Here is a 25,207-nt window from a genome sequence, read left to right on the forward strand (position 1 = left end):
AAATAATTTATTGGAATGCAAAACTTAATCAAAAGAATTATTGGCGTTGGTGTTATTGTTTTACTTATTGTTCTGGCTTTTAAATACTGTCAGTTCAAAAAAGACGACGATTCTTCTATCGATTACAATACCAATTTAATTCAGCAGCAAATTCTAAACGTTGGAAAACTAGTGGTCACCGAAGGACATTTCTCGGAAGTTATTACGTATAAAAATCAGCAGAAATATTTAATGGATATGATTTCCTTTGAGAAAAAAGCGCTGATAGTTGTAAATGCAAATGTTACTGTTGCCTACGATTTGCATAAAATGAAATACGATATCGACGAAAAAAACAAAACCATCACAATTCTAAATATTCCAAAAGAAGAAATCACGATTAATCCGGACATTCAGTTTTACGACGTAGAACAAAGCAAACTGAATCCGTTTACGGGAGACGATTACAATAAAATCAATAAATCGGTAAAAGCGAATCTTGCTAAAAAAATCGAAACATCAACCCTAAAAACAAACGCCCAAAACCGTTTAATAAGTGAGTTATCTAAGATTTTAATTATGACAAACTCAATGGGCTGGAAACTGCAGTACAACGGAAAAACAATTGAATCTGAAACTGAATTGACTCAGGATTTGAAGCTTTAGTTTTAAGGTTCAAATGAAGTATATGTTTTTGCAGATTAAAAGATTAAAATGATTTGTTTAATTGCCTCCTGCTTTAGCTGGAGGTATATATAAAGAAATTTAAAAAGGCTTTAGCCAAAACATGTTTTTTTGGCTAAAGCCTCTCTAGCTGATTTTATTTTCCTCCAGCTAAAGCAGGAGGCAATTTAAAAATATAACTAAAAATCTCCGTACATCAGCTTAAATCTGTAAAATCTGTGTGCAATAAAATTTAAACCTTTTCTTTATTAAAAATCAAATCCAAACCACCAGAAATTAAATGTCCCACTTCAGGACGTTTTTCTTTCAATTGATCCAAATGAACTAATACTTCCTGTAAAAGCTGTTTTTCATCAGAATTATTTAAAAGCTCAACAATTTCAACAGACAATAACCAATCGTTTGAATGACTGTTTTTTAGTTTTTCAAAAACAGATTTCAGTTCACTTTTAGAACTTTTATTCTTTCTGATTTCTCTAACTAAAGCGTATAAATTTTCTAATTCGTCGCGCTCTTCAGTATGTTTTGCTTTAATAGTTTTAGTTGAAGGAACAATATTGATCAAATCAAAACTATTCACATCAGCAGGACCTGAAAAAGCAGAAATTACTTTTTTACCAATAGCCATATCGTAATTTCCCCATTCTGGTTGGAACAAAATTGTTTCGCCGTGTGTTACGGTACAATTTCTAAAGCTAATCAGAATAATTTCTCCGTGTAAATTTCTCGAACCGGTAATAATTTCACCTTCAACAATAATATTACCTTCAAATTCCAGTTTTACAGTTTCATTTTCTACAATGCTGTAAGCCTGTAAATCTTTCGGACTCATATCTTCAATAGCCAGATTAAAACCTTTAAGTTTCCCAATCGGACTTCCGAATCCGTGCGGATGCGTTAAAGTTCCATGGCCAACTAATTCTTTTTCACGGTAAGCCAAAGCTGTTTTTCCGGTTGTCTGAATGTAAACCGGTTTTCCTTCTTCTTCAATAACATTCGTAAAAACTCCGGAAATTTGTAAACCAGTACTCAATTCAATAGTTCCTAAAGCATTCGACTGGATTAATTTTTTAATTCCCGAAAGTCCTCCGGTTCTTAAAGCCATTTTATTAGCAAATTCTTCCAGAATTAAACTTAAATGAGAAAATGTTGGTGTTACATAAAGCTGCGGCTGTAACTGCGTAATATCAAAATTTTGATTCGCAGCCGAAATATCATAAGGGATTTTCTTAACATTATCGGTCATACAATGTGCACTTTCTCCAATAGAAGAAAGTAATCCGGCACCATAAATTTTAGGATTTTCTACCGTTCCAATCAAACCGTATTCAACTGTCCACCAATGCAGGTTACGAATTTGCGCCATTTCAGACAATTCGCCCATATCATTTTGCAAATCAGCAACCGCTTTTTCTGCTTCGTCGATTTTGTCTTGCGGAGTATCTTCGGCTTCTTTTAAAATAGAAAGTAAACGAATCGCTTCATACATTTGATAATCTTTGTGAGAAGAAATTGCTTTGCAGCCAATTTCACCAAAACGTCTTAAATATTCAGCATATTCAGGATTGGCAATAATAGGAGCGTGGCCGGCACCTTCATGAATGATATCCGGAGCAGGCGTATATTCAATGTGTTCCAGTTGTCGTATATCCGAAGCAATAACTAAAACATTGTAAGCCTGAAATTCCATAAAAGCATTTGGCGGAATAAATCCGTCTACGGCAACTGCAGCCCAGCCAATTTCGGTAAGAATTCGGTTCATTCCGTACATACTCGGAATAGAATCAATCTCGATTCCGGTTTTGCGTAAACCTTCCAAATATGAATGATGCGCAACTTTTGAAAGATAATCTACATTTTTACGCATAACATATCGCCAAACCGCCTGATTAATAGGAGTGTAATCACTATAATCCTGAGGTTTAATAAATTGCTGTAAATGTTTCGGCAATCGTTCTAATAACGGATTGGTTTCTATAGATGCATTCATTTCGAAAACGTTGTAGATTAAGAATGTAAAATTACGAATTTAGGTCGCTATTTTTTGCTGTTCATCACAAAATTTTTATTCGAAACTGAATTTTATTGCGTTTTTATAGATTTTTGGAAATAAAACATAAAAGGTGAAATCTTCTAATGTAAATTTCTAAATTATTTAAGATTTATTTGCTGAGTTTCTTAATTCATTTTCAGCATTTCTAAAATATTCAATTTTATGGCTGAACATAAAAGCCATATTTGCAGCACGCATTTTAGCTTCATCTGTAATTACCCCGGCAAACTGAGCGTCGATTGTCGTATTAAAAATCTGGATCCAGCGGTCAAAATGAGTTTTATCTACCGGTAATTGTTTATGCGGAGGAAACGGAGTTCCTGAATATGCTCTAACATCAAACAAAATAGTCTGCCAAAAACCATACATTTTTTGCAAATGCGGTTCCCAGCGGTCCTGCAGTTTATCATTAAAGATAGGACCAATTAAATCGTCTTTGCGAACATTCGCATAAAAGCTGTCGACCATTTGTTTAATATCTTCCAGGGTTGAAATATCTTTAAGTGTTTCCATGTTTTCAGAGTAATAAATGTATCAGCAAAAATACAACATAACACAAAGTGCATCTCATGATATTTGTCATTTAACAAGAAGATATTTCAATCGAAATCAATATAACAATGCGGTAAACCTGATTTTTTATAATGTTGTAGTTGATTTAAAATAAAAGTAAGATTTTTTGTGTTTTTATTTTAATTAGTAACTTGATAATCAATGATTTGATTTTTTATTAGATAAGTTTTTGTTAAGGTAAATTTTACAAATGATGTGTATTTGTAAAGTTCTAATTATATCGATTTCGTGAAATTTGATATATTTTTGATGTGTTTTAATAAAAATAATCATAATAAAATGAGAAAACTTTAACTATCAAAAAACCACAAAAACCACAAAATTATGCACAAAACTACTCAAAAACCTACAAACAGAGTAAAAGCTTTAATGACACAAATCATTGTATTAATGCTTTTATGTATTACAAAAACAAATGCACAGACGGTTACGCCTTATATAACATCAGGCGATCAATCAAGATTACTACAACAGCAGGGAACTGTAAGTTTTGGAACAAACTCTGGAACAAATCCTTCTACAGTTACAGTTAATGCAGGAACGACTTACCAAACTATGGACGGATTTGGTTATACTCTTACCGAAGGAAGTGCTGAAGTAATCAGCGGAATGGCGGCAACGCAGCAAAATCAATTATTGAACGACTTGTATAATCCAACTACAGGATTAAATGCAAGTGTAATTCGTATTAGTATTGCGGCTTCAGATTTAAGCAGTTATTCTTATAGTTATAACGAAACTTCCGGAGATACTAATATGAATAACTTTAGTTTAAACGGACCGGATTTAACCTACCTGATTCCGATTATCAAAAAGATTCAGCAAATTAATCCAAACATTAAAATTTTAGCAACTCCTTGGACAGCACCACGCTGGATGAAAACAAACGGATCTTGGGTTGGCGGAAGTCTGCAGACACAATATTATGCGGCTTATGCAAGATATTTTGTAAAATATATACAAGCGATGCAGGCACAGGGCATTCCGATTTGGGCAATTACACCTCAAAACGAACCTGAAAATCCAAACAATGAACCAAGTATGTTAATGAATTCTACAGAGCAAAAGAATTTTATCAATCAACAGCTTGGACCTCAATTGGCTGCGGCAGGTTTTGGTGGTGTAAAAATTATTGCTTTCGACCATAACTGCGATAATACAGCATACCCAATTGATGTTTTAAACAACAGCGGTTATGTTGACGGAGCTGCGTTTCATTTGTATTTAGGAAATATCTCAGCGATGTCAACTGTAAAAAACCAAACAAACAAAAATGTTTACTTTACAGAACAATATACAGGTTCTGGTGGAAACTTTGGAGGAGATTTTGGCTGGCACATGCAAAACGTTGTTATTGGAAGTACAAACAACTGGTCTAAAACAGTTTTAGAATGGAATGCAGCAAATAATTCTAGTTTAGGGCCTCGTACTCCGGGCGGATGTAATACTTGTTTAGGGGCCATTACGGTTAATAATAGTACAAGTTATACCAAGAATGTAGCATATTATATTATTGGTCAGATTTCTAAATATGTAAAACCGGGAGCAGTAAGAATTGGTTCTTCAAGCACAAGCGGAAGTATTTTATCTGTTGGATTTAAAAATCCTGACGGATCTATTGCCCTTGTAATCTACAATTCAGGAGGGCAAAATACTATCAAAGTAGTTTCAGGATCTTCTGCATTTAATTATACAGTTCCGGGTTCATCAGCAGTTACTTTTACATGGGGAGCAGGGACGCCGCCTCCAACAGGTTTTCCGGGATATTATAATATCATTTCAAGAAACAGTAATAAAGGACTTGATGTTGCAGATAATTCAACAGTAAGCGGAGGAAGGATTCAACAATATGATGTTACTGGCGGCGGAGGCAGCAACCAGCGCTGGAAATTTGTTTCGGACGGAGCCGGAAATTATTACATCATAGTAAAATCGACCGGAATGTATCTTGCAGTTGAAAATAACGGAACAGCAAATGGTTTGAAAGTTCAGCAAAGAACCTTCTCTAATTCGAATGAATTTAAATGGACAGTTGCAAGTCTTGGCGGAGGATATTATAAAATTACCAATGTAAATACAGGTAAATCTCTTGATGTTGAAAATGTTTCTACAGCAAATGGAGCTAATATTCAGGTTTGGGATTATACAGGCGGATTAAATCAGCAATGGCAGTTTGTTCAGGTTGAATCAACAGCAAAAAAAGCTTTAACAATAACTGACGAAGCTGAAAGTAAAAACGATATGGCAATTTTTATTAATTCAACAAATGATTATTTAAAAATTGATACAAACCATGAAGGAAATGCTGATGTAACAGTATACAATATCGCAGGACAAAGCATCCTGAAAAAGAATATCAATTTTGTAAAAGGAAATCAATCTGAAATCGAAATTTCGAGATTGCCAAAAGGAGTTTATATTGTAAGAGTAACCGATAATACAGGTTCTTATTCTAAAAAAGTATTAAAGCAATAATTACAAATCGAGAATTCAATTAGTAATTTTATATTGATGTTTAAAAGGCTGTCAGATTTTTTGGCAGCCTTTTATTTTTATCCAATTAATTGAGTAAATAAATCGTGATTGTCATTTAGGTATTGAAATTCAAAACCATATTGTGTCATTTTCATTTTAATAGGCAGAATATCTTTTTTCTTTTTTAATTCTAAACCAACAACAACAGAACCTTTTTCGCGACTGTTTTTCTTGGCAAACTGAAAATAGGTAATATCATCATCAGGACCTAAAATATTATTTACAAATTCTTTTAAAGCTCCCGGACGCTGAGGAAACTGAATCATAAAATAATGCATTAAACCTTCGTAAAGTAACGAACGCTCTTTTATTTCAGCCGTTCTTTCAATGTCGTTATTACTTCCGCTGACAACGCAAACTACGGTTTTGCCTTTAATTTTATCTTTATAAAAATCCAAAGCGGCAATGGTCAAAGCACCTGCAGGTTCTACAACCATGGCTTCTTCATTGTATAATCTCAAAATTGTCGTGCAGACTTTTCCTTCGGGAACCAGAATAATATCTTCAAGATTATATCGGCAGATTTCAAAAGTTTTATCGCCAACTTGTTTTACCGCCGCACCGTCAACAAATTTGTCGATTGTTTTGAGCGGTGTATTTTTATTTTCTGAAATGGAAGTTTTCATCGAAGGAGCGCCTTTTGGCTCAACGCCGATGATTTTAGTATTCGGACTTAAATGTCTGAAAACTTCAGATAAACCCGAAGCCAGTCCGCCGCCGCCAATTGGTACAAAAACATAATCAATTGGTTTTGTATAACTTTCCAAAATTTCAAGACCAACAGTTCCTTGTCCGGCAATAACTTTTTCATCATCAAAAGGATGAATAAAAGTTTTATGATTTTTAATCGCATCAGCAGTTGCCGATCCGTAAGCGTCATCAAAAGTATCTCCCGTTAAAACAATTTCTACAAACGATTTTCCAAATAATTGTACTTGTTTTACTTTTTGTTTTGGAGTTGTTTTCGGCATATAAATTTTGCCTTTTATATGCAGTAGATTACAGGAATAAGCAACTCCCTGAGCATGATTTCCAGCGCTGGCACAAACAATTCCGTTTGCTTTTTCTTTTTCATTTAAGGAAGAAATCTTATTATAAGCACCTCTGATTTTGTATGACCGGACAATTTGTAAATCTTCTCTTTTTAATAAAATAGTCGATTTAAACTCGTCTGAAAGATTTAAATTTTGGGTTAGAGGTGTCGCCGCAACGACATCTTCAAGGTGCTTTTTTGCATTAAGTACTTCGTTAAATAAACTCATGATGGTTTTGTTTTTTGTTTTCGCCACAGATTTAAAGGATTTCCACAGATTAAAAAATCATTATAATCCATTTAATCTGTGGCAAAAATATATTTTGTTTTTAATCTTTTTTAAAATAAAAAACCTCCCGTTGTGGGAGGTTTTTATAAATTATATTTTACTTTTTTATATAACACCTCGCCATCATTGCTGAATTGCAATAATGCTGATAATAGCGATAATAATGTTAGTATAGTTTTTCATTTTTAACTGATAGAGTAACAAATGTACTTATTTTTTTCGAAGTAGTGAACAGCTGTTTTGTAAAAAAACTGAAAACTGAAAACCGCGACTGAAAACTATTTTTTTACCGGCGGATATTGAGCCAAAATTTTGTTCACGAACTCGCCGATTTTTTCGTCTTTTTTATCAACGTTTTTAGTCAAAGTACCAATTCCTTCGCCTTGCCAGATCATTTCTTTCTTTTTAGCATCGATTAAATCAATGTACAAAGTTCCTTCTGTAGAAGTCGAAACGGTAGTTTGTCCTCCGTACATCATGTAAGGATTCCAACCCCAGCCCCAGCCGTAACCCCAGCCGGCACTAAATTGATTTACGTTTACCTGTTCTCTCGATTTAGTAAAAATGTTTACGAGCAAATCCGGATTATCACTTTTTGTGAAACCTTTTGCCGCCATTTCATTATCAATAGCGTGAAGAATACGTCTTTTATCCAAATCAGAAATTTCAACTTTGTCAATTCCGGGCTTAAAGAAAGCGTAAGTTTTATAAGGCGCAAAATCGACATTTTTGTCGTAATCAGAATAAACAGTAACAGTGCTGCATGATGCTAATAGCAAAAGCAGAAAAAACGGAACTAACTTGAATGTTTTCATATTATTAGAAATTTAATGTTCTCTATTTTGCTGAGTAACTTTTAATTATAGTAGATTTTCATCAACTAAATTAGGCAAAGTTACTTTTAATAAAGGCTCAACTTCCATTGCTCTTTTTATGGCAAAAACAGCACCTTCATTTCGAGCCCAGCTTCTTCTTGAAATTCCATTGTTAACATCCCAGAAAAGCATTGATGCTAAACGCTTTGAAGCTTCTTTAGAACCATCAAGAACCATACCAAATCCGCCGTTTATAACCTCTCCCCAGCCAACTCCGCCGCCGTTGTGAATTGATACCCAGGTTGCTCCTCTAAAACTGTCTCCAATCACGTTATGAATCGCCATATCAGCCGTAAAACGAGATCCATCATAAATGTTTGAAGTTTCTCTGTAAGGTGAGTCGGTTCCAGAAACGTCATGATGATCGCGACCTAAAACCACAGCACCAATTTCACCTTTTGCAATGGCTTGATTGAATGCTTCGGCAATTTTAATTCTTCCTTCTGCATCAGCATAAAGAATCCTTGCCTGAGAACCTACAACTAATTTATTTTCCTGTGCGCCTTTAATCCATTTGATATTATCCTGCATTTGCTGCTGAATTTCATTTGGAGCAGTTTCAGCCATTTTTTCTAAAACTTCGCAGGCAATCGCATCCGTTTTTAGTAAATCTTCCGGTTTCCCAGAAGTACAAACCCAGCGGAAAGGACCAAATCCGTAATCGAAACACATTGGTCCCATAATATCCTGAACATAACTAGGATATCTAAAATCAATATTATTTTCGGCCATTACATCGGCTCCCGCACGAGAAGCTTCCAATAAAAATGCATTTCCGTAATCGAAAAAGTAAGTTCCTTTTGCGGTATGTTTGTTGATCGCATCTGCATGACGACGTAAAGTTTCCTGAACTTTTTCTTTGAATAATTCCGGATTATTTGCCATCAAAGTGTTTGCTTCTTCAAAAGAAATCCCAACAGGATAATAACCTCCAGCCCAAGGATTATGCAACGAAGTCTGATCTGAACCTAAATCAATTTTGATATTTTCCTGATCGAAACGTTCCCAAACATCCACAACATTTCCTAAATAAGCAATTGAAACCGTTTCTTTATTGGCTTTCGCCAAAGCTACTCTGGCAACCAATTCATCTGTAGAAGTTACCACTTCATTAATCCAGCCTTGTTCATGACGGATTTTAGTGATTTTCGGATTTACTTCGGCACAGACCGTAATACAACCTGCTATATTTCCGGCTTTAGGCTGTGCGCCCGACATTCCGCCAAGACCAGAAGTTACGAATAAACTTCCTTCCGGATTCTGTTTTATTTTTCTAAAACCATTCAAAACCGTAATTGTAGTTCCGTGTACAATTCCCTGTGGACCAATGTACATATAACTTCCCGCCGTCATTTGTCCGTATTGAGAAACTCCTAAAGCATTCATTTTTTCCCAATCGTCCGGTTTTGAATAATTTGGGATCACCATTCCATTTGTAACCACAACTCTTGGTGCTTCTTTATGCGAAGGAAATAATCCCATCGGATGCCCTGAATACATCGTTAAAGTCTGCTCGTCTGTCATTTCAGACAAATATTGCATGGTCAATAAATATTGCGCCCAGTTTTGAAAAACAGCACCGTTTCCGCCATAGGTAATTAATTCATGCGGATGTTGCGCCACAGCATAATCCAGATTGTTTTGAATCATGTGCATAATCGCTTTTGCCTGCAATGATTTTCCCGGATATTCATCAATTGGTCTTGCGTACATTTTATAATCCGGACGAAGACGATACATATATATACGCCCATATTTTTCTAATTCTTCTGAAAACTCAGGAATTAATTCAGCGTGATGTTTTGGATCGAAATAACGTAAAGCATTTTTTAGAGCCAGCTTTTTTTCTTCTGCCGAAAGGATTTCTTTTCTTTTCGGAGCGTGATTAATAGCCGGATCGTACTCTTTTTTTTGAGGTAATATATTTGGAATTCCTTGTTTTATTTCTTCTTGAAAAGTCATTTTTTTTTAGAGATGCTAAGTTGCTAAGATGCTAAGGTATTTTAGTTAGATTAACAACAGATTAATTTTTTGTTTTTTTTAATTATTATGTCGCCACGCTGTGGCTCAAATGCGACAAACGGTTAAATGATTTCTATAAATATAACGCTCCTCACGGAGCTTGTCGGAAATGCAAAATTTGCAAACGGAAAAGAAAAGCCTTGGAAAGGCGAAATATTTATAGAAAATAATATCATCCTATTATAAAAGCTCCAGCGGAGCGAAATATAGATGATGCAATTAGATTTTCAATTTGAATTTATTAATTATCTAATTTCCAAATTGCCACATTTTCTAATTGAAAAACTAGGGATAACGGATATCCGACCTGTGATAAGACTTGTGGATTTTAATCCTGAATTTTCTTGAATGGATATCCATATAATATTTTAGATTGTTGATTTTAGATTTTAGAATTATCTAATTGACACATTTTCAAATTAACTAATTAGTCTTTTTTCTTATTTCGCCAGTTCGTTTATCAAAACCATACGGACAATGACGGCAGCCGCTTTTGCAGCAATAGCCTCTTTTTAGATGATGTTTTTCAGTAAAGCATTTATAACCTTCTGGTGTATAGTAAAAATCTTCGCCTTCGATTAATTTATTTTCATTACTTTGCTCTTTCATAAATCTGATTCGCGTTCGTTTTTTGATAACTTAAAAATCAAAAATAAAAATATTTGATTATGATTTTATTCAAATCGAACAATTTTATAGCTACAAATTTATAAATTTTACAGCCAATGTTTCTGATTGTTGCCAAATATTTAATTCCGAATGGGTACCGTGGAATGGCCGTATTTCCATTTATAATTGTAAAATACGATTTTGATAAAACAAATGGAGTTTTTGTAAACCATGAAAAAATCCATTTGCGACAGCAGTTAGAATTTTTAGTTATTCCGTTTTTTATATGGTATCTTCTGGAATATCTAATTCGGTTAATTCAATATAAAAATAAAGATTTAGCGTATCGTAATATTAGTTTTGAAAGAGAAGCATATGGTCATGAAACGGACTTAAATTATTTGAAAAACAGACCGTTTTTTAAGTTTCTATATTACATTAAAATAGGCAATAAGCAATAGGCTTTAAGCTTTAAGCGTTAAATATATTAAGATACGAATTATCACTTTCGACTTTCGACTTTCAACTTAAATTAAATGACCCCAGTTTTCAATCAGCCAATTTCCATCAAATTTCCAAATGATATTTCTTTGACAATCAAGCGTGAAGATTTAATTCATCCGTTTGTTTCGGGAAATAAATTCAGAAAATTAAAATACAATTTGCTTCAGGCGAAAGCAGAAAATAAAAATACTCTTTTAACCTTTGGCGGAGCATTTTCTAATCATATTGCTGCGGTTGCTTTTGCCGGAAAAGAGCAGGGTTTTAAAACTATTGGCATTATTCGCGGCGATGAACTTTTTGATAAAATTGAAGAAAATCCAACCTTGAAATTTGCTCAGGAAAACGGAATGCGGTTTGAGTTTGTTTCGAGAGAAGAGTATCGATTAAAAAGTGAAGAATCTTTTATTGAAAAATTAAAAGAAAAGTTTGGCGATTTTTATTTAGTTCCCGAAGGCGGAACAAATGAACTCGCCGTAAAAGGCTGCGAAGAGATTTTAACAGATGAAGATTCGGTTTTTAATTACGTTTGCTGTGCTGTTGGAACCGGCGGAACAATTTCGGGATTAATAAATAGCGCGGCTGAAAATCAGAAAATTTTAGGGTTTCCGGCGTTAAAAGGTGATTTTTTAACCGATGAAATTCGTATTTTTGCAAAAAAAGATAACTGGAATTTAATTTCTGACTATCATTTTGGAGGTTATGGCAAGATAAATTTAGAATTAATTGAATTTATTAATTCATTTTTTAAAGAAACAAAAGTGCCTTTAGATCCAATTTATACAGGAAAGATGGTTTTTGGCGTTATAGATTTAATCAACAAAAATTATTTTCCTGCACATTCAAAAATTTTACTCATTCACACCGGCGGATTACAGGGAATTGAAGGAATGAATTTAAAATTGAAGCAGAAAAAATTACCAATACTTAACACCAATGATTAAAAAAATTGTACTGCTCTTTACAATAATAGTTTTGGCAAGCTGTTCGTCAAGCAAACCAGCTGTCGCTACAACGAAAAAAACCGCATCAGTTCAAAAACCAAGAGTAGCGGCAACAAAAAAGCCAGCCTACAGCAAACCAACAGCTAAAAATTATCCTTCTACAAATAATACAACTGAGGTTATTCAATCTACATCAAAAACAGTTGTAACCAGCGATTTAATTAATAATTATGTTTTGCAGTACAAAGATATTGCAATGGGAAACATGAAAACATACGGAATCCCGGCCAGTATTATTTTGGCGCAGGGAATTTTAGAATCGGGAGCAGGAAAAGGAGATTTAGCTATTGAAGCCAATAATCATTTCGGAATTAAATGTCATAAAGACTGGTTTGGCGAAAGTGTTCGTCATGACGATGATTCGGCTCAGGAATGTTTTAGAAAATATCCAGAAGCTGCAGAATCGTATAGAGATCACGCTTTGTTTTTAGTTGGAAAAAAACGCTATGAAACGTTGTTTACTTACGAAAAAGACGATTATAAATCGTGGGCAAAAGGTCTGCGGGCGGCGGGTTATGCCACAGATCCTAATTATCCGGATAAATTAATTGGTTATATCGAACGTTACAATCTGCATCAATATGATTGTCAGGTTACAGGCAAAAATTATGTTGCAATAAATAAAACGGCTCCACCAAGAAAATCATCTTATGACGCGGCTTCTGATCCAAAGATAAATATGAATTCAAACGATCCGAATTTATACGAAGTTCAAAAAGGGGATACATTATATTCAATTTCAAAAAAATTCAATTTATTAGTTGATGATTTAAAACAAAAAAATAATTTGACTGATAATGCGCTTTCGATAGGACAGAAGTTGAGGGTTAAGTAAGAAGTTTTCAGTCGCAGTCACAGTTTTCAGTTTGAGAACAATCTAAAATCTAAAATCAGAAATCTAAAATCTAAAATGTTATATAAAAGAAGTAGTCAGCTTTTTGCTGAAGCAGAAAAAGTAATTCCGGGAGGAGTAAATTCACCAGTAAGAGCATTTAAAGCCGTTGGCGGAACTCCGATTTTTGTAAAAAGTGCCAAAGGTGCATATTTATATGATGAAGACGGAAACAAATTAATAGATTATATCAACTCTTGGGGACCAATGGTTTTAGGACACGCTTATCAGCCGGTTGTTGATGCGGTAATCGAAAAAGCAAAACTGGGAACTTCATTTGGTATGCCAACTGAATTGGAAACAGAAATTGCTGCTTTGGCAGTTTCTATGGTTCCAAATATTGATAAAATACGTTTTGTAAATTCTGGAACAGAAGCTTGTATGAGCGCAATTCGTCTGGCTCGCGGATTTACAAAAAGAGATAAAATTATCAAATTTGCAGGCTGTTATCACGGACATTCAGATTCATTCCTGATTCAGGCGGGAAGTGGAGCTGTAACTTTTGGATCTCCAAATAGTCCAGGCGTTACAGAAGGAACTGCAAAAGACACTTTGTTAGCAAAATACAATGATTTAGAGAATGTAAAAACTTTAATCGAAGCTAATAAAGGAGAAATCGCTGCCATTATTATTGAAGCAGTTGCAGGAAATATGGGTTGTATTCCGCCAGCAAAAGGTTTCCTTGAAGGTTTAAGAGAATTGTGTACAGCAAACGGAATCTTATTGATTTTTGATGAGGTAATGACAGGTTTTCGTTTAGCGCGCGGTGGAGTTCAAGAATTGTATAATATCAATGCTGATATTGTAACTTTCGGAAAAGTAATTGGCGGCGGACTTCCCGTTGGAGCTTTTGCTGCACGCGAAGAAATCATGAATCATTTAGCTCCGCTTGGACCAGTTTATCAGGCAGGAACATTATCTGGAAATCCGTTAGCAATGGCGGCTGGATATGCAATGTTGAAAGCGTTGGTTACTGATCGTGAAATTTTTACTCGTCTTGAGGAAAAAACAGCTTATTTAGAAGCGGGAATCGACAGAGTTTTAAAAGCAAATAATGTAGTTTTTACGATCAATAGAGTAGGTTCTATGATTTCTGTTCACTTTGATGCCAATCCGGTTACTGATTTTCAAACTGCTGCAAAAGGAGATAATGAAACGTTTAAGAAATTTTTCCACGGATTATTGCAGGAAGGAGTTTACATCGCACCATCGGCATACGAAACGTGGTTTATTACAGATGCTTTAACGTATGAAGATTTAGATTTTACAATTAATGCGATCGACAAAGTTTCGAAAACATTCTAATAACAAAAAAGAGGCTTTAAAAGCCCACGGATGACACGAATTTCACGAATTTTCACAAATTTTAATTTACACTAGTTTGTGGACTAATTGCAACAACAAATTGGTGTCAATTTGTGAAATCCGTGTTTATAACAACAAAAAAGAGGCTTAAAAAGCCTCTTTTTTTTTTTGATCTCAATTACATTTTATCTTTTCGGTGATCTTTCATTTTGTCTTTATGCTCTTTTTGAATTGTTGTCCATTTTTTATATTGATCAGCATTCAAAATAGATTTCATTTTAGAGTCAAAAGCTTTGTGATCTTCTTCTATTTGTTTTTTTATGGCTTTTCTTTCAGCATCAGTAGGTTTTACGTCAGAATCTCTTCTGCTTTTTTTCAACATTGCCATTTTTGTACTTCTGTCAGATAAAAGTTCACTTACTTGTTTTTGCTGGTCAGCACTTAAACTTAAATCAGTAGTCAATTTTTGCAAATGTGCCTGATCGCGTTCTTGAGGTGTTTTAAAGTCACCTTTTCTATGATGACCTTTATGCTCTTTTTTTAGAGCTGTCCATTTTGTGTATTGATCAGCATTTAAAATCGCTTTCATTTTAGCATCGTTAGCTTCTTTGTCGGCTTTCATTTGTTTTTTAAAAGCTTCTCTTTCTGCATCAGTCGGTTTTGTTTTACTGTTTTTTCTGTCTGCTCTAAATTTTTCTGCTTTTGCACTTCTCTCTGCTATAAGCTGTTTAACTTGTTCTTGTTGTTTTGTATCTAAATTCAAATCAGAAGTCAGTTTTTGCAAATGCTTTTCATTACGCTGTTCCGGAGTTAATTTTTCTTTTTGATTACTTGTCGGCTTCTGATTAACGTCTTGTGCAAAACTTACTATTCCAACGAATAATAAAACTGCAATAAATAACTTTTTCATAATTTCTTTTTTAAAGGTTTATGGTTATTAGACTGCAGCAGGTTTTTTAAGTTTAATTGAATTGTCAGATTTATCTTTTATTTAACAGAAATTATTAATGAAAATATAAAAATAAAAAGAGGCTCAAAGGCCTCTTTTTATCAACTTATTTAATTGTTTTCTTTTCTGTACTCTCTTATTTTTTCTCTCGCTTTATCTTTGTTTTTTTCCTGAATCGAATGCCATTTTGCATATTGATCGGCATTTAAAATAGCTTTCATTTTGGCATCGTTTGCTTCTTTTTCGGCTTTTAGTTCATTTTTAAAAGCTTCTCTTTCAGCAGCAGTTGGTTTTGTATCGCTTTCTTTTTTAGCTTCTCTTGCTTCTCTGAATTTTTCGGCTTTGGCACTTCTTTCTGCTAATAATTGTTTTACCTGTGCCTGCTGATTAGCGTCTAAACTTAATTCTGTCGTTAATTTTTGTAACTGTTTTTCGTTACGTTGTTCCGGAGTTAATTTTTCTCTTTGTTCACGAGCTGGTTTTTGATCAGCATCTTGTGCAAAACTAGCTATTCCAACAAATAACATAGCTGCAATTAATAATTTTTTCATGATCTATTTCTTTTAAGGTTATAGCGTTTAGACTATATTAAACTAATTTGGTTTAATTTATATTGTTTGAATTAATGTTATTTAACTTTTTGCTTTATAGATATTTAAACTCTCGCTTTTTTACATATTGAAAATATTTTCTTATTTTTAGAAGACCATTAAATAATTCCAAAACAAATTATCATGGATTCTTCTTTAAAAAACAAAATAGCTTTCTTCTCTACACAGCCTTACGACAAAGCTTTCTTCAATAAATACAATTCTGATTTTGGTTTTGAATTAGATTTCTTCGAAACACAATTAAATCCGCAGACAGTTGCTTTAATTGAAGAATGTGAAATTGTCTGTGTTTTTGTAAATGATATTGTAAGCGAAGCTGTTATCAAACAACTTGCAGAAAAAAAGTAAAAATTATTGCTTTGCGTTGTGCAGGTTTTAATAATGTTGATTTAGAGGCTGCTAAAAAATATAATTTAAAAGTCTGTCGTGTTCCAGCATATTCACCCCAGGCTGTTGCCGAACATGCCATGGCAATGATTTTAACTTTAAATCGAAAAACGCATAAAGCGTATAACAGAGTTCGCGAACAAAATTTTTCCCTAAACGGATTATTAGGTTTTGATTTATTCGGAAAAACAATCGGAATTATTGGAACGGGAAATATTGGAAAAGCTTTCGCAAAAATCGCTCTGGGTTTTGGCTGTAAAGTTTTGGCTTATGATATCGTAACAAATGATGAAATGGTAAATGACGGAGTTTCTTTTGTTGATTTAGAAGAAATATTTAAATCGAGTGATATTATTTCGCTTCATTGTCCGTTAAACGATCAAACCAAACATGTTATCAATACGACTTCAATCTCTTTTATGAAAGATAATGTAATGATTATCAATACAAGCCGCGGCGGATTAATTGAAACTTCGAGTGTAATTGAAGGTTTAAAAGAAGGAAAAATTGGTTATTTAGGAATTGACGTTTACGAACAGGAAGAAAAACTGTTTTTTAGAGATTTATCTGCAGATATTATTCAGGACGATGCGATTCAGCGTTTAATGAGTTTTCCGAATGTTCTGGTCACGGCACATCAGGCGTTTTTTACGAACGAAGCTTTAACGCAGATTGCACGCGTAACTTTTAATAACATAAAATCATTGTTGACCGATAATGATATCGAAAATAAAGCAGCGTTGCTGGTTTAAATTGAATTAGATGGCAAACCCGACAGGTTTTAAAAACCTGTCGGGTTTAGCTTGTCGAATATTTTTTGTAATTTAATTAGTTGTAAAGGAGATGTAGATTTAAAATATCAGATTATGAAAAATAAAATTCTAGTTCTAATCGGAATTTTGGCATTGTATTCCTGCCAAAGTAAAAACGAATCCAAAAATATTATCAAAACGATCATTCAGGATACTCTATCAAAAACAATTGGAGGAACTGCAGATTTAAGTGATGCGCCCTCAAGAGATGATAAAGCTGTTGCATTGATTCGCAAACAATTGAATGTTTTGTTAGTGAAAGATCTCGCTACAATGACGAAAGATGACCGATATTTTTATTATGAAGCTTTTGATTTGAATAACGACCAGAAAAATGAATATTTCGTTGGTTTCTCCAATTCCTATTTCTGCGGAAGCGGAGGCTGTTCGGGTTATATTTTAAATAATGATGGAAGTGTAATTAATCATTTTACCGTAACCGATTTTCCGATTTATGTAACGACTTCCTCAACAGAAAAATTTTATGATCTTATAATGAAAAGCGGAGGTTTATTCCATCATATAAAAATGAAAAACGGAAAATATCCAACAAATCCTTCTATTGAAGAAAAATGGAAAGGTGATGTTCCTAAAGAAAGTACAAAAGTTTTGGATATTTATGATAAGAAACTGGAGAAGTATTCGTTTTAAAAACTCTAGGTAAATAGTTGTTTTTTATCTCGTTCTGTCCTTTTTTCAGAAATATAAATTTCTGTTTCTGAAATCATTCGATCAATAGTTTTACCTGAATATTTAACCAAATTGTCGATTGAGTCAAAAAATACATTAACGGACATTTCTACCCAATCTTTATTATCAATCTTTGTACAATAAAAATGAATTTTGCATAGATTTTTAATGTCATCTTCAATATTTGAGATGTCAAGATATACTTTCAAAATATTTGAAAAGCCATTTTTATGTCTAATAGCTTTATATTCTAATAAGATATTTTTATTGTTTGAGGTAATTTCAAAAAAGCCAAAATTGTTTTCTTTTAACCCCTCAAATTTATTACTTAACAATGCAAAAATTTTTTCTTTTCTTTTTAAGGGAATCTTTTTTACAAGAACAAATTCAAAGTAAATTGGATAGATAATTACTAAGGTTGAAAATGTAATAAAAAGCAAAAAAGACATTCGGCGAAGTTTTTGAAACAATTGTTTTTTATGAAACAAGAAAGGAATTCGTTAATAGAATTCCTTTCTTTGCTCTTAAATCTATTAGATTTTAATATTATTAGTCAAATTTGGAATTTGGAATTTCAAAAATTGGATTTTTAAAAAATTACCCCACCAATTCCACAAATTTAAACTCGCCGTCAACAACAACTTTAGTTAAACCATGTTTAGATAAGTTTTTCATAGACGCATCCCATTTTTTACCGCTTAAATTGGCTGTAATTTTTAGCTGCGTTAAATCCATTCTATTTTCATTTTTCGTAAGCAAGTCGATGATAAATTTTTCTTCATCAGAAAGTTCTACCTGAGCTTGTTTTTTCTCCGGACGCATTTGCGGGAACAATAAAACTTCCTGAATAGAAGCATTGTTTGTTAAATACATAATCAAACGATCCATTCCAATTCCCATTCCAGAAGTTGGTGGCATACCATACTCAAGAGCTCTTAAGAAATCTTCGTCGATAATTCCGTTTGCTTCATCATCACCTTTTTCAGAAAGACGCATTTGATCTTCAAAACGTCCTCTTTGATCAATTGGATCATTTAATTCAGAATAAGCATTTGCGATTTCTTTCCCGCAAACCATTAATTCAAAACGTTCAGTTAAGTCTGGATTCTCACGGTGCTCTTTACAAAGCGGAGACATTTCTTTTGGATAATCTGTAATGAAAGTTGGCTGAATATAATTTCCTTCGCATTTTGCTCCAAAAATCTCATCAATTAATTTTCCTTTACCCATTGTTTCGTCAACTTCGATTCCCATTCCTCTTGCAGCTTCAAACAATTCCTGCTCTGTTTTTCCGGAAATATCAAAACCAGTAAAATGCTTGATAGAATCTGTCATCGTAACGCGTGCATAAGGCGCTTTAAAGTTGATTTTGTGCTCGCCAAAAGTAACTTCGCTTGTACCATTTACAGCAATTGCACAATGTTCTAGTAACCCTTCTGCAAATTCCATCATCCAATTGTAGTCTTTGTAAGCTACATATATTTCCATTGCAGTAAATTCAGGATTGTGCGTTCTGTCCATACCTTCGTTACGGAAGTTTTTAGAGAACTCATAAACACCTTCAAATCCACCAACAATTAATCTTTTTAAATACAATTCGTTTGCAATACGCATGTAAAGCGGAATATCAAGCGAATTATGGTGCGTGATAAACGGACGCGCTGCAGCTCCACCCGGAATTGGCTGTAAAACCGGAGTTTCTACCTCAAGATATCCGGCATCGTTAAAGTACCCGCGCATAGCACTAAATAATTTAGTACGTTTAATGAAAGTTTCTTTAACGTGTTGATTTACAGTTAAATCTACATAACGCATTCTGTAACGTAACTCAGCATCGTTAAAAGCGTCGTGTACATTTCCTTCTTCATCCACTTTTGGTAAAGGAAGCGGACGCAACGTTTTACTTAAAAATGTAAAACCAGTTACACGAATACATTTTGCTCCAACCTGTGTAGTAAACAATTCTCCTTCAATACCAATAAAATCACCTAAATCGGTTAATTTTTTAAATACCTGGTTGTATAAAGTTTTATCATCACCTTCACACAAAACATCGCGATTTACATATAATTGAATACGTCCTTCGCTATCTTGTAACTCAGCAAAACAAGCTTTACCCTGATCACGAACACTCATCAAACGTCCCGCAACGATAACCTTCTTACCTTCCTCAAAAGTTTCCTTTATCTGCTTTGAAGTATGATTTACAGGAAAAAGATTAGCCGGATAAGGATTGATTCCCAGATTGCGTAAATTTTGAAGTTTTTCTCTTCTGATGATTTCTTGTTCTGATAATGCCATTTTATGCTATTTTTTTAAGTGTGCAAAGATAAAGAAAAGAATGCAGAATTTAGAATGCAGTTTTTAGATTTTTTGTTACATCAATTTATTGGATTTCAAACTGTAAAATGATGGGTTGACGGCGCGCGGATTTTACAGATGATATGGGTTTACACGGATTTTTATTCTTTTAGTGATTAAAAATTTGACAAAGTCTGTGTTAAATATAATCTGCGTCAATCCATTTTATCTGTAAAATCTGCAATCAATTTTTTGATTAAACGATTAAACAAATCAACAGTTAAACAATTAAGGATACTCTTCGTATATTTGATAAAAAATTATACTACGATGAAATTATATAAATTACTAAGTTTTTCTTTTTTAATAGCGACATTAACAAGCTGTACTTTCACCGAAAATATTTATATCAACGATAACGGAAGCGGGAAGTTTTCTGTAGATATGGACGGTTCTGCTTTGATGGAAATGGCCGGAGACCAGATTGGAAACCAAATGGGAGCCGACGCTAAAAAAGATATCGATTCTACTTTTACCTTCAAACAATTATTTGCAGAGAAAAAAGACAGTATTGCAAAAATGTCTCCCGAAGCGCAGCAGGAAATTAAAAAACTTGAAAATTTTTTAGTTCATACTAAGATGAGTGCCGAGAAAAAACAGTTTTTAATGACTTTTGAAACTGATTTTAAAAATGTAAACGAACTTCAGGATATTTTACAAACGGCAAGTACACTACAAAAATTAGAAGGCGGAGCAGCTCCGGCAAATCCGATGGGAAGCGGTTTTGGCAATAACAACAGTAAACTAAGTTATACATACGACGGAAAGAAATTTACCCGAAAAGCCACAATCGACCAGCAGAAACTGGCAGCAGTAAAAAAAGATTCGGCTGCAGATATGTCTAAAATGATGTTTGCTTCATCAAACTATGTTATTAAATATCACTTTCCGAAGAAAATAAAAAAGGTATCAAACCCGAATGCTTTATTCAGTGACGACCGAAAATCAATTACAATTCAATACACTTTCACGGATTATATGGAGAATCCTGACAAACTTAACTTTGATGTTGAGTTTGAAAAATAAATACAATGAATAAAAAAATTCAACTTCAGGATCTGGGAAACAGAGACTATAAATCGACTTGGGAATATCAGGAAGAACTTTTTCAGGATATTGTTGATTTAAAAATCAAAAACAGAAGAGAAGAACTTGACTTGCCAACACCTAATTATTTACTATTTGTTGAGCATCCGCATGTTTATACTTTGGGCAAAAGCGGCGATTTTGAAAACTTATTATTAAACGAAAAACAGCTCGAAGCAAAAGGAGCGACTTTTTATAAAATTAACCGCGGCGGCGATATTACATATCACGGACCGGGACAGATTGTAGGATATCCAATTTTAGATTTAGAAAATTTCTTTACTGATATTCATAAATATCTTCGTTTTCTCGAAGAAGCGATGATTTTAACTTTAGCAGAATATGGTTTAGAATCAGGCAGAAGCGAAGGCGAAACCGGAGTCTGGCTAGGTGTAGGAACTCCGTTTGCACGTAAAATCTGCGCCATGGGCGTTCGTGCTTCACGCTGGGTTACGATGCACGGATTTGCTTTAAACGTAAATGTCGATTTAGGCTATTTTGATAATATTATTCCGTGTGGTATTCGCGGAAAAGGGGTGACTTCATTAAATGTAGAACTTGGCGTAGAAAAAGTTGACGAAGAAGAAGTTAAGTCTAAAATCATAAAACATTTAACAGATTTGTTTGAAGCTCAGTTTATTAATTAAGTTTCTCAAATAATAGTATAGTATGAAAAATGCTGAAGAAAATAACAATTATCGAATTGCGGTTCCTTCAGCATTTGAAACTGTTTTTTCGCATTTCTATTTTGCTGAGAATAAAACAGCGTTTCCCATTACCAAAACATTACTGCCGAGTTTTCAAACCATTCTGGTTTTTAATTTCGGAACAAAATCATCTTTAAAATCACAGCAGAATACTTTTCTTGAAGTTGAAAAATGCATTGTTTTAGGTCCAATTAAACAAGCTTTTGATTATACTTTAGAGCCTGACTCAGAAATTTTAGTGGTCAACTTTAAAGAAGATGCTTTTTACAGATTCTTCGGAAACGCACTTTTTGATTCAATGCCCATTCATCCGGATGCTTTAATTAATGAAAATTGCTTTACTGTTTTATGGGAAGAACTTCAAAACATTCCTGATCCAAAAGAACGTGTCGATTATATTTTAGATTTCTGTAAACCTTATCTGCGAGAGCAAAATACAATTACGACACTTTTAAATGATTTTCAGGATCAGAATTTGAATCCGATAAAAGCGATTGCGTCGCAGATTAATCAAACAGAAAGAAATATTCAGCTCAATCAAAAGAAAATTTTTGGTTATACCATTAAAGAAGTCAATCGTTACGAAAGATTTTTAAAAGCTGTTGATCGAATTCAAAAAAATATTCTAAACGAATCTAAAACGGATTGGTTAACTATTGTTGACGAATGCGGATATTACGATCAAAGTCAGCTTATTCATGATTTTAAATATTATATGAATATTTCGCCGACAAAATTCCTCAAATTCCAAAACGATATCTGCAGTTCCAATTTAGATTAATCCCGATTTCGTTTTCTTACAATTGCTGCCGAAAGTGGTGCTATACATTTGTCATGTTCAATCTTTAAAAATAGAAAACATGAAAAATTTAATTATTTACGCACATCCAAACGAAGCAAGTTTAAACCATTTTTTTAAAAACACAATTGTCGAATCTTTAGAAAAATCGGGACAGCAAATTGTGGTTCGCGATTTAAACGAAATCAATTTTAATCCTGTTTTATCTTTGGAAGATATGCACGGACAAAGAATGGGACAGGTTGCAGATGATGTAAAAACAGAACAGAATTTTATTTCATGGGCAGACAGAATTGTTTTTATTTACCCAATTTGGTGGACAGGAATGCCAGCCATTATGAAAGGTTATATCGACCGCGTTTTTAGCTACGGATTTGCTTATCGATATGATCAGGGTGTTCAAAAAGGGCTTTTGACAGGAAAGCAAACTATTATTGTAAATTCTCATGGAAAATCGAATGCAGAATATGAAGCTATAGGTATGGATAAAGCTTTAGCATTAACTTCTGATACCGGAATTTTTAAATACTGCGGGTTTGAAATCAAACATCATTTTTACTTTGATAAAGCCGACAGAGCTTCAAAAGAAAGTATTTTAGATTGGGAAAATCAACTTCGAACTATGTTTAACGTAACTCATGAAGTTACTGTTTTTGGATAGAAATTTATTTTAGAACAGAATTATTGAAGAAAATCTAAAAATGATAAAGGAAGTCTTGAGATTTTGAATTGATAGTTAATTAAAGCTAGATTGTGGTTTTTATGATGTTTTTATGGTAAATTTGGTTTTATACCTAAAATAAAATTCTAACTGAATATAATCTAACGACTTATGAGAAAAATCTACTTTGTATGCTTCCTTTTTATGCTTAACGGTCTTTTTGCTCAAAAGAAAGAAAAATTAAATCCGATTGCGGTTTATGAAAAAGTTTGGCAGGAGAAAAACAGTGATGTCCGATTAAAATTAATAAAATCAGTCTGGCTTGACGATAGTACTTTTGAAGATCCTTCGGCATCGATAAAAGGCCAGACTGCACTCAATAATGTTATAACCGAATTTTATAAAAAATTTCCTGATGCAGTTTTAACCTCTGGTTCAAAAATCACAAAAGATAATTATGTAACCTGGGAGTGGAAAATTATGGATTCTAAAAAAAATGAACTCATAATGGGCGGACGCGATTTTGCCAGATTAAATGGAAAAGGCCAGGTGAGTAAAATTATTGGTTTTTGGAATTCAGATGTTACCTTGTCGGATGCTGAAGTTTTGCAAAATCTGGAAACCGCTAATTTTAAAGTTGTGGCACAATATTATGAGTGTTTGTTTAAAAACAGAGACTTTATAAAAATGGCCACTTTAATAGAAGACGGTGCTGTTTACAGTCAGGCTGAAGGTTTACCTTACGGCGGAATATATACAGGTTTTAATGAATGGACAAAAATGTTTGCCAAATCAACAGAATATTTTGATTTAGAAATTGAAAAAGAACCAACTTATTTTAGTGATGCGACTAAAAATGAAGTGATTATTTATTTTACAATAAAATGTAAATCAAAAAAATCTGGAAAAACACTTTCTATGCCTATTTCAGAACATTTTGATTTAAAGAATGGGAAAATTACCGCGGTAAGACCATTTTATTTTGATACCAAACAATTTGCTGAATTCTTAAAAGCAAGAAAATAAGTTTCCTGATTAACAGAAAATTTTAAATAAAAAAGACTTATCAGTTTTGATAAGTCTTTTTTATTCTTCAAAGAAATTGAGCTCCAATTGTTCTGGTAAAAGTCTAAAACTCATTCTGTGGTATTTTGTCGGGCCATATTTTTTAATGGCTTCGCGATGTTCTTTTGTTGGGTAACCTTTATTTTGTTTCCAGTTGTACATCGGGAATTCTTCATGGATTTTATCCATATATTCATCTCGATATGTTTTTGCTAATATCGAAGCTGCAGCAATACTCAAATATTTGGCATCGCCTTTAATAATGCTTTGGTTCGGAATTGATTTTAATAATGTGATTTCTTCTTGAGTAAATTGTTTCCCAAAAACGTTTTTCAATCCCAGTTTTGCATTTAGCGAGCGGTTTCCATCCACAATAATATATTCAGGAACATGTTTTAATTTTAAAATACATTCCTGCATTCCTTTCATCGATGCATTTAGAATATTTATTTCGTCAATTTCATCAGGAAATAAATGCGTTACAGCAAAACACACGGCGTGTTTTTCAATAATTGGTTTTAAAAATGCGCGTGTTTTTTCAGAAAGCTGTTTACTGTCGTTTAAAATTTCATGCTCAAAATCTGCAGGCAGAATTATCGCTGCTGCAGTTACAGGTCCTGCAAGACAGCCGCGCCCGGCCTCATCGGTTCCGGTTTCTAAAACAAATCCTGAAAAATTTTTTGCAAGCATTTTTTTGAAATTTTAAAAGACAAATATCATAAAAT

The 25,207-nt window shown here is 33.5% G+C and carries 23 protein-coding genes and 1 pseudogene; 13 read left to right on the forward strand and 11 right to left on the reverse strand.

The window, feature by feature from the left end; all coding sequences use genetic code 11:
- The first annotated feature begins 15 nt into the window (after positions 1 to 15).
- Positions 16 to 645: a DUF4230 domain-containing protein gene (locus ABDW27_RS16975; protein WP_343696974.1), complete on the forward strand. Its 630-nt coding sequence runs from the start codon at positions 16 to 18 to the stop codon at positions 643 to 645.
- Positions 646 to 895: 250 nt separating this feature from the next.
- On the opposite strand, the gene ABDW27_RS16980 is transcribed toward ABDW27_RS16975, so the two are convergent.
- Both ABDW27_RS16980 and ABDW27_RS16985 read right to left on the reverse strand, forming a co-directional pair.
- A complete protein-coding gene (locus ABDW27_RS16980) occupies positions 896 to 2,653 on the reverse strand; it encodes an aromatic amino acid hydroxylase (protein WP_343696975.1) in 1,758 nt (585 codons plus the stop codon).
- A 165-nt stretch (positions 2,654 to 2,818) separates the two neighbouring features.
- Entirely contained in the window at positions 2,819 to 3,229 is a 411-nt protein-coding gene (locus ABDW27_RS16985) for a group III truncated hemoglobin (RefSeq protein WP_343696976.1), read from the reverse strand.
- A 384-nt stretch (positions 3,230 to 3,613) separates the two neighbouring features.
- Here ABDW27_RS16985 and ABDW27_RS16990 point away from each other — a divergent pair, with 384 nt between their 5' ends.
- Positions 3,614 to 5,764: an RICIN domain-containing protein gene (locus ABDW27_RS16990; RefSeq protein WP_343696977.1), complete on the forward strand. Its 2,151-nt coding sequence runs from the start codon at positions 3,614 to 3,616 to the stop codon at positions 5,762 to 5,764.
- Positions 5,765 to 5,841: 77 nt separating this feature from the next.
- Here ABDW27_RS16990 and ilvA read toward each other — a convergent pair whose 3' ends face one another.
- The 4 genes from ilvA to ABDW27_RS17010 form a co-directional block, all read right to left on the reverse strand.
- Positions 5,842 to 7,086 (reverse strand): threonine ammonia-lyase IlvA, encoded by a 1,245-nt coding sequence (ilvA, locus tag ABDW27_RS16995; protein WP_343696978.1) that lies wholly within the window; start codon positions 7,084 to 7,086, stop codon positions 5,842 to 5,844.
- Positions 7,087 to 7,424: 338 nt separating this feature from the next.
- Positions 7,425 to 7,961 (reverse strand): DUF4136 domain-containing protein, encoded by a 537-nt coding sequence (locus ABDW27_RS17000; protein WP_073418074.1) that lies wholly within the window; start codon positions 7,959 to 7,961, stop codon positions 7,425 to 7,427.
- A 45-nt stretch (positions 7,962 to 8,006) separates the two neighbouring features.
- Entirely contained in the window at positions 8,007 to 9,983 is a 1,977-nt protein-coding gene (locus tag ABDW27_RS17005) for a urocanate hydratase (RefSeq protein WP_343696979.1), read from the reverse strand.
- A 483-nt stretch (positions 9,984 to 10,466) separates the two neighbouring features.
- Positions 10,467 to 10,652 (reverse strand): DUF5522 domain-containing protein, encoded by a 186-nt coding sequence (locus ABDW27_RS17010; RefSeq protein WP_071636586.1) that lies wholly within the window; start codon positions 10,650 to 10,652, stop codon positions 10,467 to 10,469.
- A 116-nt stretch (positions 10,653 to 10,768) separates the two neighbouring features.
- On the opposite strand from ABDW27_RS17010, the gene ABDW27_RS17015 reads away from it, so the two are divergent.
- From ABDW27_RS17015 to hemL, 4 genes are all read left to right on the forward strand, one after another.
- Positions 10,769 to 11,113, forward strand: a complete 345-nt coding sequence (locus tag ABDW27_RS17015; RefSeq protein ID WP_343696980.1) for a hypothetical protein — start codon at positions 10,769 to 10,771, stop codon at positions 11,111 to 11,113.
- 75 nt (positions 11,114 to 11,188) lie between these two features.
- Positions 11,189 to 12,097 carry a pyridoxal-phosphate dependent enzyme gene (locus tag ABDW27_RS17020; protein ID WP_343696981.1) on the forward strand — a complete coding sequence of 303 codons (909 nt, stop codon included), beginning with the start codon at positions 11,189 to 11,191 and terminating at the stop codon, positions 12,095 to 12,097.
- Entirely contained in the window at positions 12,090 to 12,992 is a 903-nt protein-coding gene (locus tag ABDW27_RS17025; protein ID WP_343696982.1) for a glucosaminidase domain-containing protein, read from the forward strand. Before ABDW27_RS17020 ends, ABDW27_RS17025 begins: the two co-directional genes overlap by 8 nt.
- 75 nt (positions 12,993 to 13,067) lie before the next feature.
- Entirely contained in the window at positions 13,068 to 14,354 is a 1,287-nt protein-coding gene (gene hemL, locus ABDW27_RS17030) for a glutamate-1-semialdehyde 2,1-aminomutase (protein WP_343696983.1), read from the forward strand.
- A 178-nt stretch (positions 14,355 to 14,532) separates the two neighbouring features.
- On the opposite strand, the gene ABDW27_RS17035 is transcribed toward hemL, so the two are convergent.
- Both ABDW27_RS17035 and ABDW27_RS17040 read right to left on the reverse strand, forming a co-directional pair.
- Positions 14,533 to 15,264 carry a hypothetical protein gene (locus ABDW27_RS17035; protein WP_343696984.1) on the reverse strand — a complete coding sequence of 244 codons (732 nt, stop codon included), beginning with the start codon at positions 15,262 to 15,264 and terminating at the stop codon, positions 14,533 to 14,535.
- Positions 15,265 to 15,413: 149 nt separating this feature from the next.
- The gene (locus ABDW27_RS17040; RefSeq protein ID WP_343696985.1) at positions 15,414 to 15,854 is read right to left on the reverse strand and encodes a hypothetical protein; all 441 of its coding nucleotides are present in this window, start codon (positions 15,852 to 15,854) and stop codon (positions 15,414 to 15,416) included.
- Between the two features lie 183 nt (positions 15,855 to 16,037).
- Between ABDW27_RS17040 and ABDW27_RS17045 the strand changes: the two are divergent.
- A pseudogene (locus ABDW27_RS17045) lies at positions 16,038 to 17,053 on the forward strand (2-hydroxyacid dehydrogenase).
- A 114-nt stretch (positions 17,054 to 17,167) separates the two neighbouring features.
- On the forward strand, positions 17,168 to 17,764 hold the full coding sequence (locus ABDW27_RS17050) for a hypothetical protein (protein ID WP_343696986.1): 597 nt from the start codon (positions 17,168 to 17,170) through the stop codon (positions 17,762 to 17,764).
- Between the two features lie 5 nt (positions 17,765 to 17,769).
- Here the strand turns inward: ABDW27_RS17050 and ABDW27_RS17055 are convergent, their stop codons facing one another.
- A complete protein-coding gene (locus ABDW27_RS17055; protein ID WP_343696987.1) occupies positions 17,770 to 18,252 on the reverse strand; it encodes a hypothetical protein in 483 nt (160 codons plus the stop codon).
- 148 nt (positions 18,253 to 18,400) lie between these two features.
- Entirely contained in the window at positions 18,401 to 20,104 is a 1,704-nt protein-coding gene (gene lysS / locus ABDW27_RS17060) for a lysine--tRNA ligase (RefSeq protein ID WP_343696988.1), read from the reverse strand.
- A gap of 330 nt (positions 20,105 to 20,434) precedes the next feature.
- Here lysS and ABDW27_RS17065 point away from each other — a divergent pair, with 330 nt between their 5' ends.
- The 5 genes from ABDW27_RS17065 to ABDW27_RS17085 all read left to right on the forward strand — a co-directional run bounded on the left by ABDW27_RS17065 (position 20,435) and on the right by ABDW27_RS17085 (position 24,443).
- Positions 20,435 to 21,190 (forward strand): hypothetical protein, encoded by a 756-nt coding sequence (locus tag ABDW27_RS17065; protein ID WP_343696989.1) that lies wholly within the window; start codon positions 20,435 to 20,437, stop codon positions 21,188 to 21,190.
- 5 nt (positions 21,191 to 21,195) lie between these two features.
- Positions 21,196 to 21,897: a lipoyl(octanoyl) transferase LipB gene (lipB, locus tag ABDW27_RS17070; protein WP_343696990.1), complete on the forward strand. Its 702-nt coding sequence runs from the start codon at positions 21,196 to 21,198 to the stop codon at positions 21,895 to 21,897.
- Between the two features lie 22 nt (positions 21,898 to 21,919).
- Positions 21,920 to 22,738, forward strand: coding sequence for an AraC family transcriptional regulator (locus ABDW27_RS17075; protein ID WP_343696991.1), 819 nt, complete (start codon positions 21,920 to 21,922; stop codon positions 22,736 to 22,738).
- 79 nt (positions 22,739 to 22,817) lie between these two features.
- On the forward strand, positions 22,818 to 23,417 hold the full coding sequence (locus tag ABDW27_RS17080) for an NAD(P)H-dependent oxidoreductase (RefSeq protein WP_343696992.1): 600 nt from the start codon (positions 22,818 to 22,820) through the stop codon (positions 23,415 to 23,417).
- A gap of 171 nt (positions 23,418 to 23,588) precedes the next feature.
- The gene (locus ABDW27_RS17085; protein ID WP_343696993.1) at positions 23,589 to 24,443 is read left to right on the forward strand and encodes a nuclear transport factor 2 family protein; all 855 of its coding nucleotides are present in this window, start codon (positions 23,589 to 23,591) and stop codon (positions 24,441 to 24,443) included.
- A 60-nt stretch (positions 24,444 to 24,503) separates the two neighbouring features.
- Here the strand turns inward: ABDW27_RS17085 and ABDW27_RS17090 are convergent, their stop codons facing one another.
- A complete protein-coding gene (locus tag ABDW27_RS17090; protein WP_343696994.1) occupies positions 24,504 to 25,172 on the reverse strand; it encodes a ribonuclease HII in 669 nt (222 codons plus the stop codon).
- Between the last annotated feature and the right edge of the window lie 35 nt (positions 25,173 to 25,207).

It is taken from the genome of Flavobacterium sp. (genome assembly GCF_039595935.1).
Classification (GTDB): Bacteria; Bacteroidota; Bacteroidia; order Flavobacteriales; family Flavobacteriaceae; genus Flavobacterium.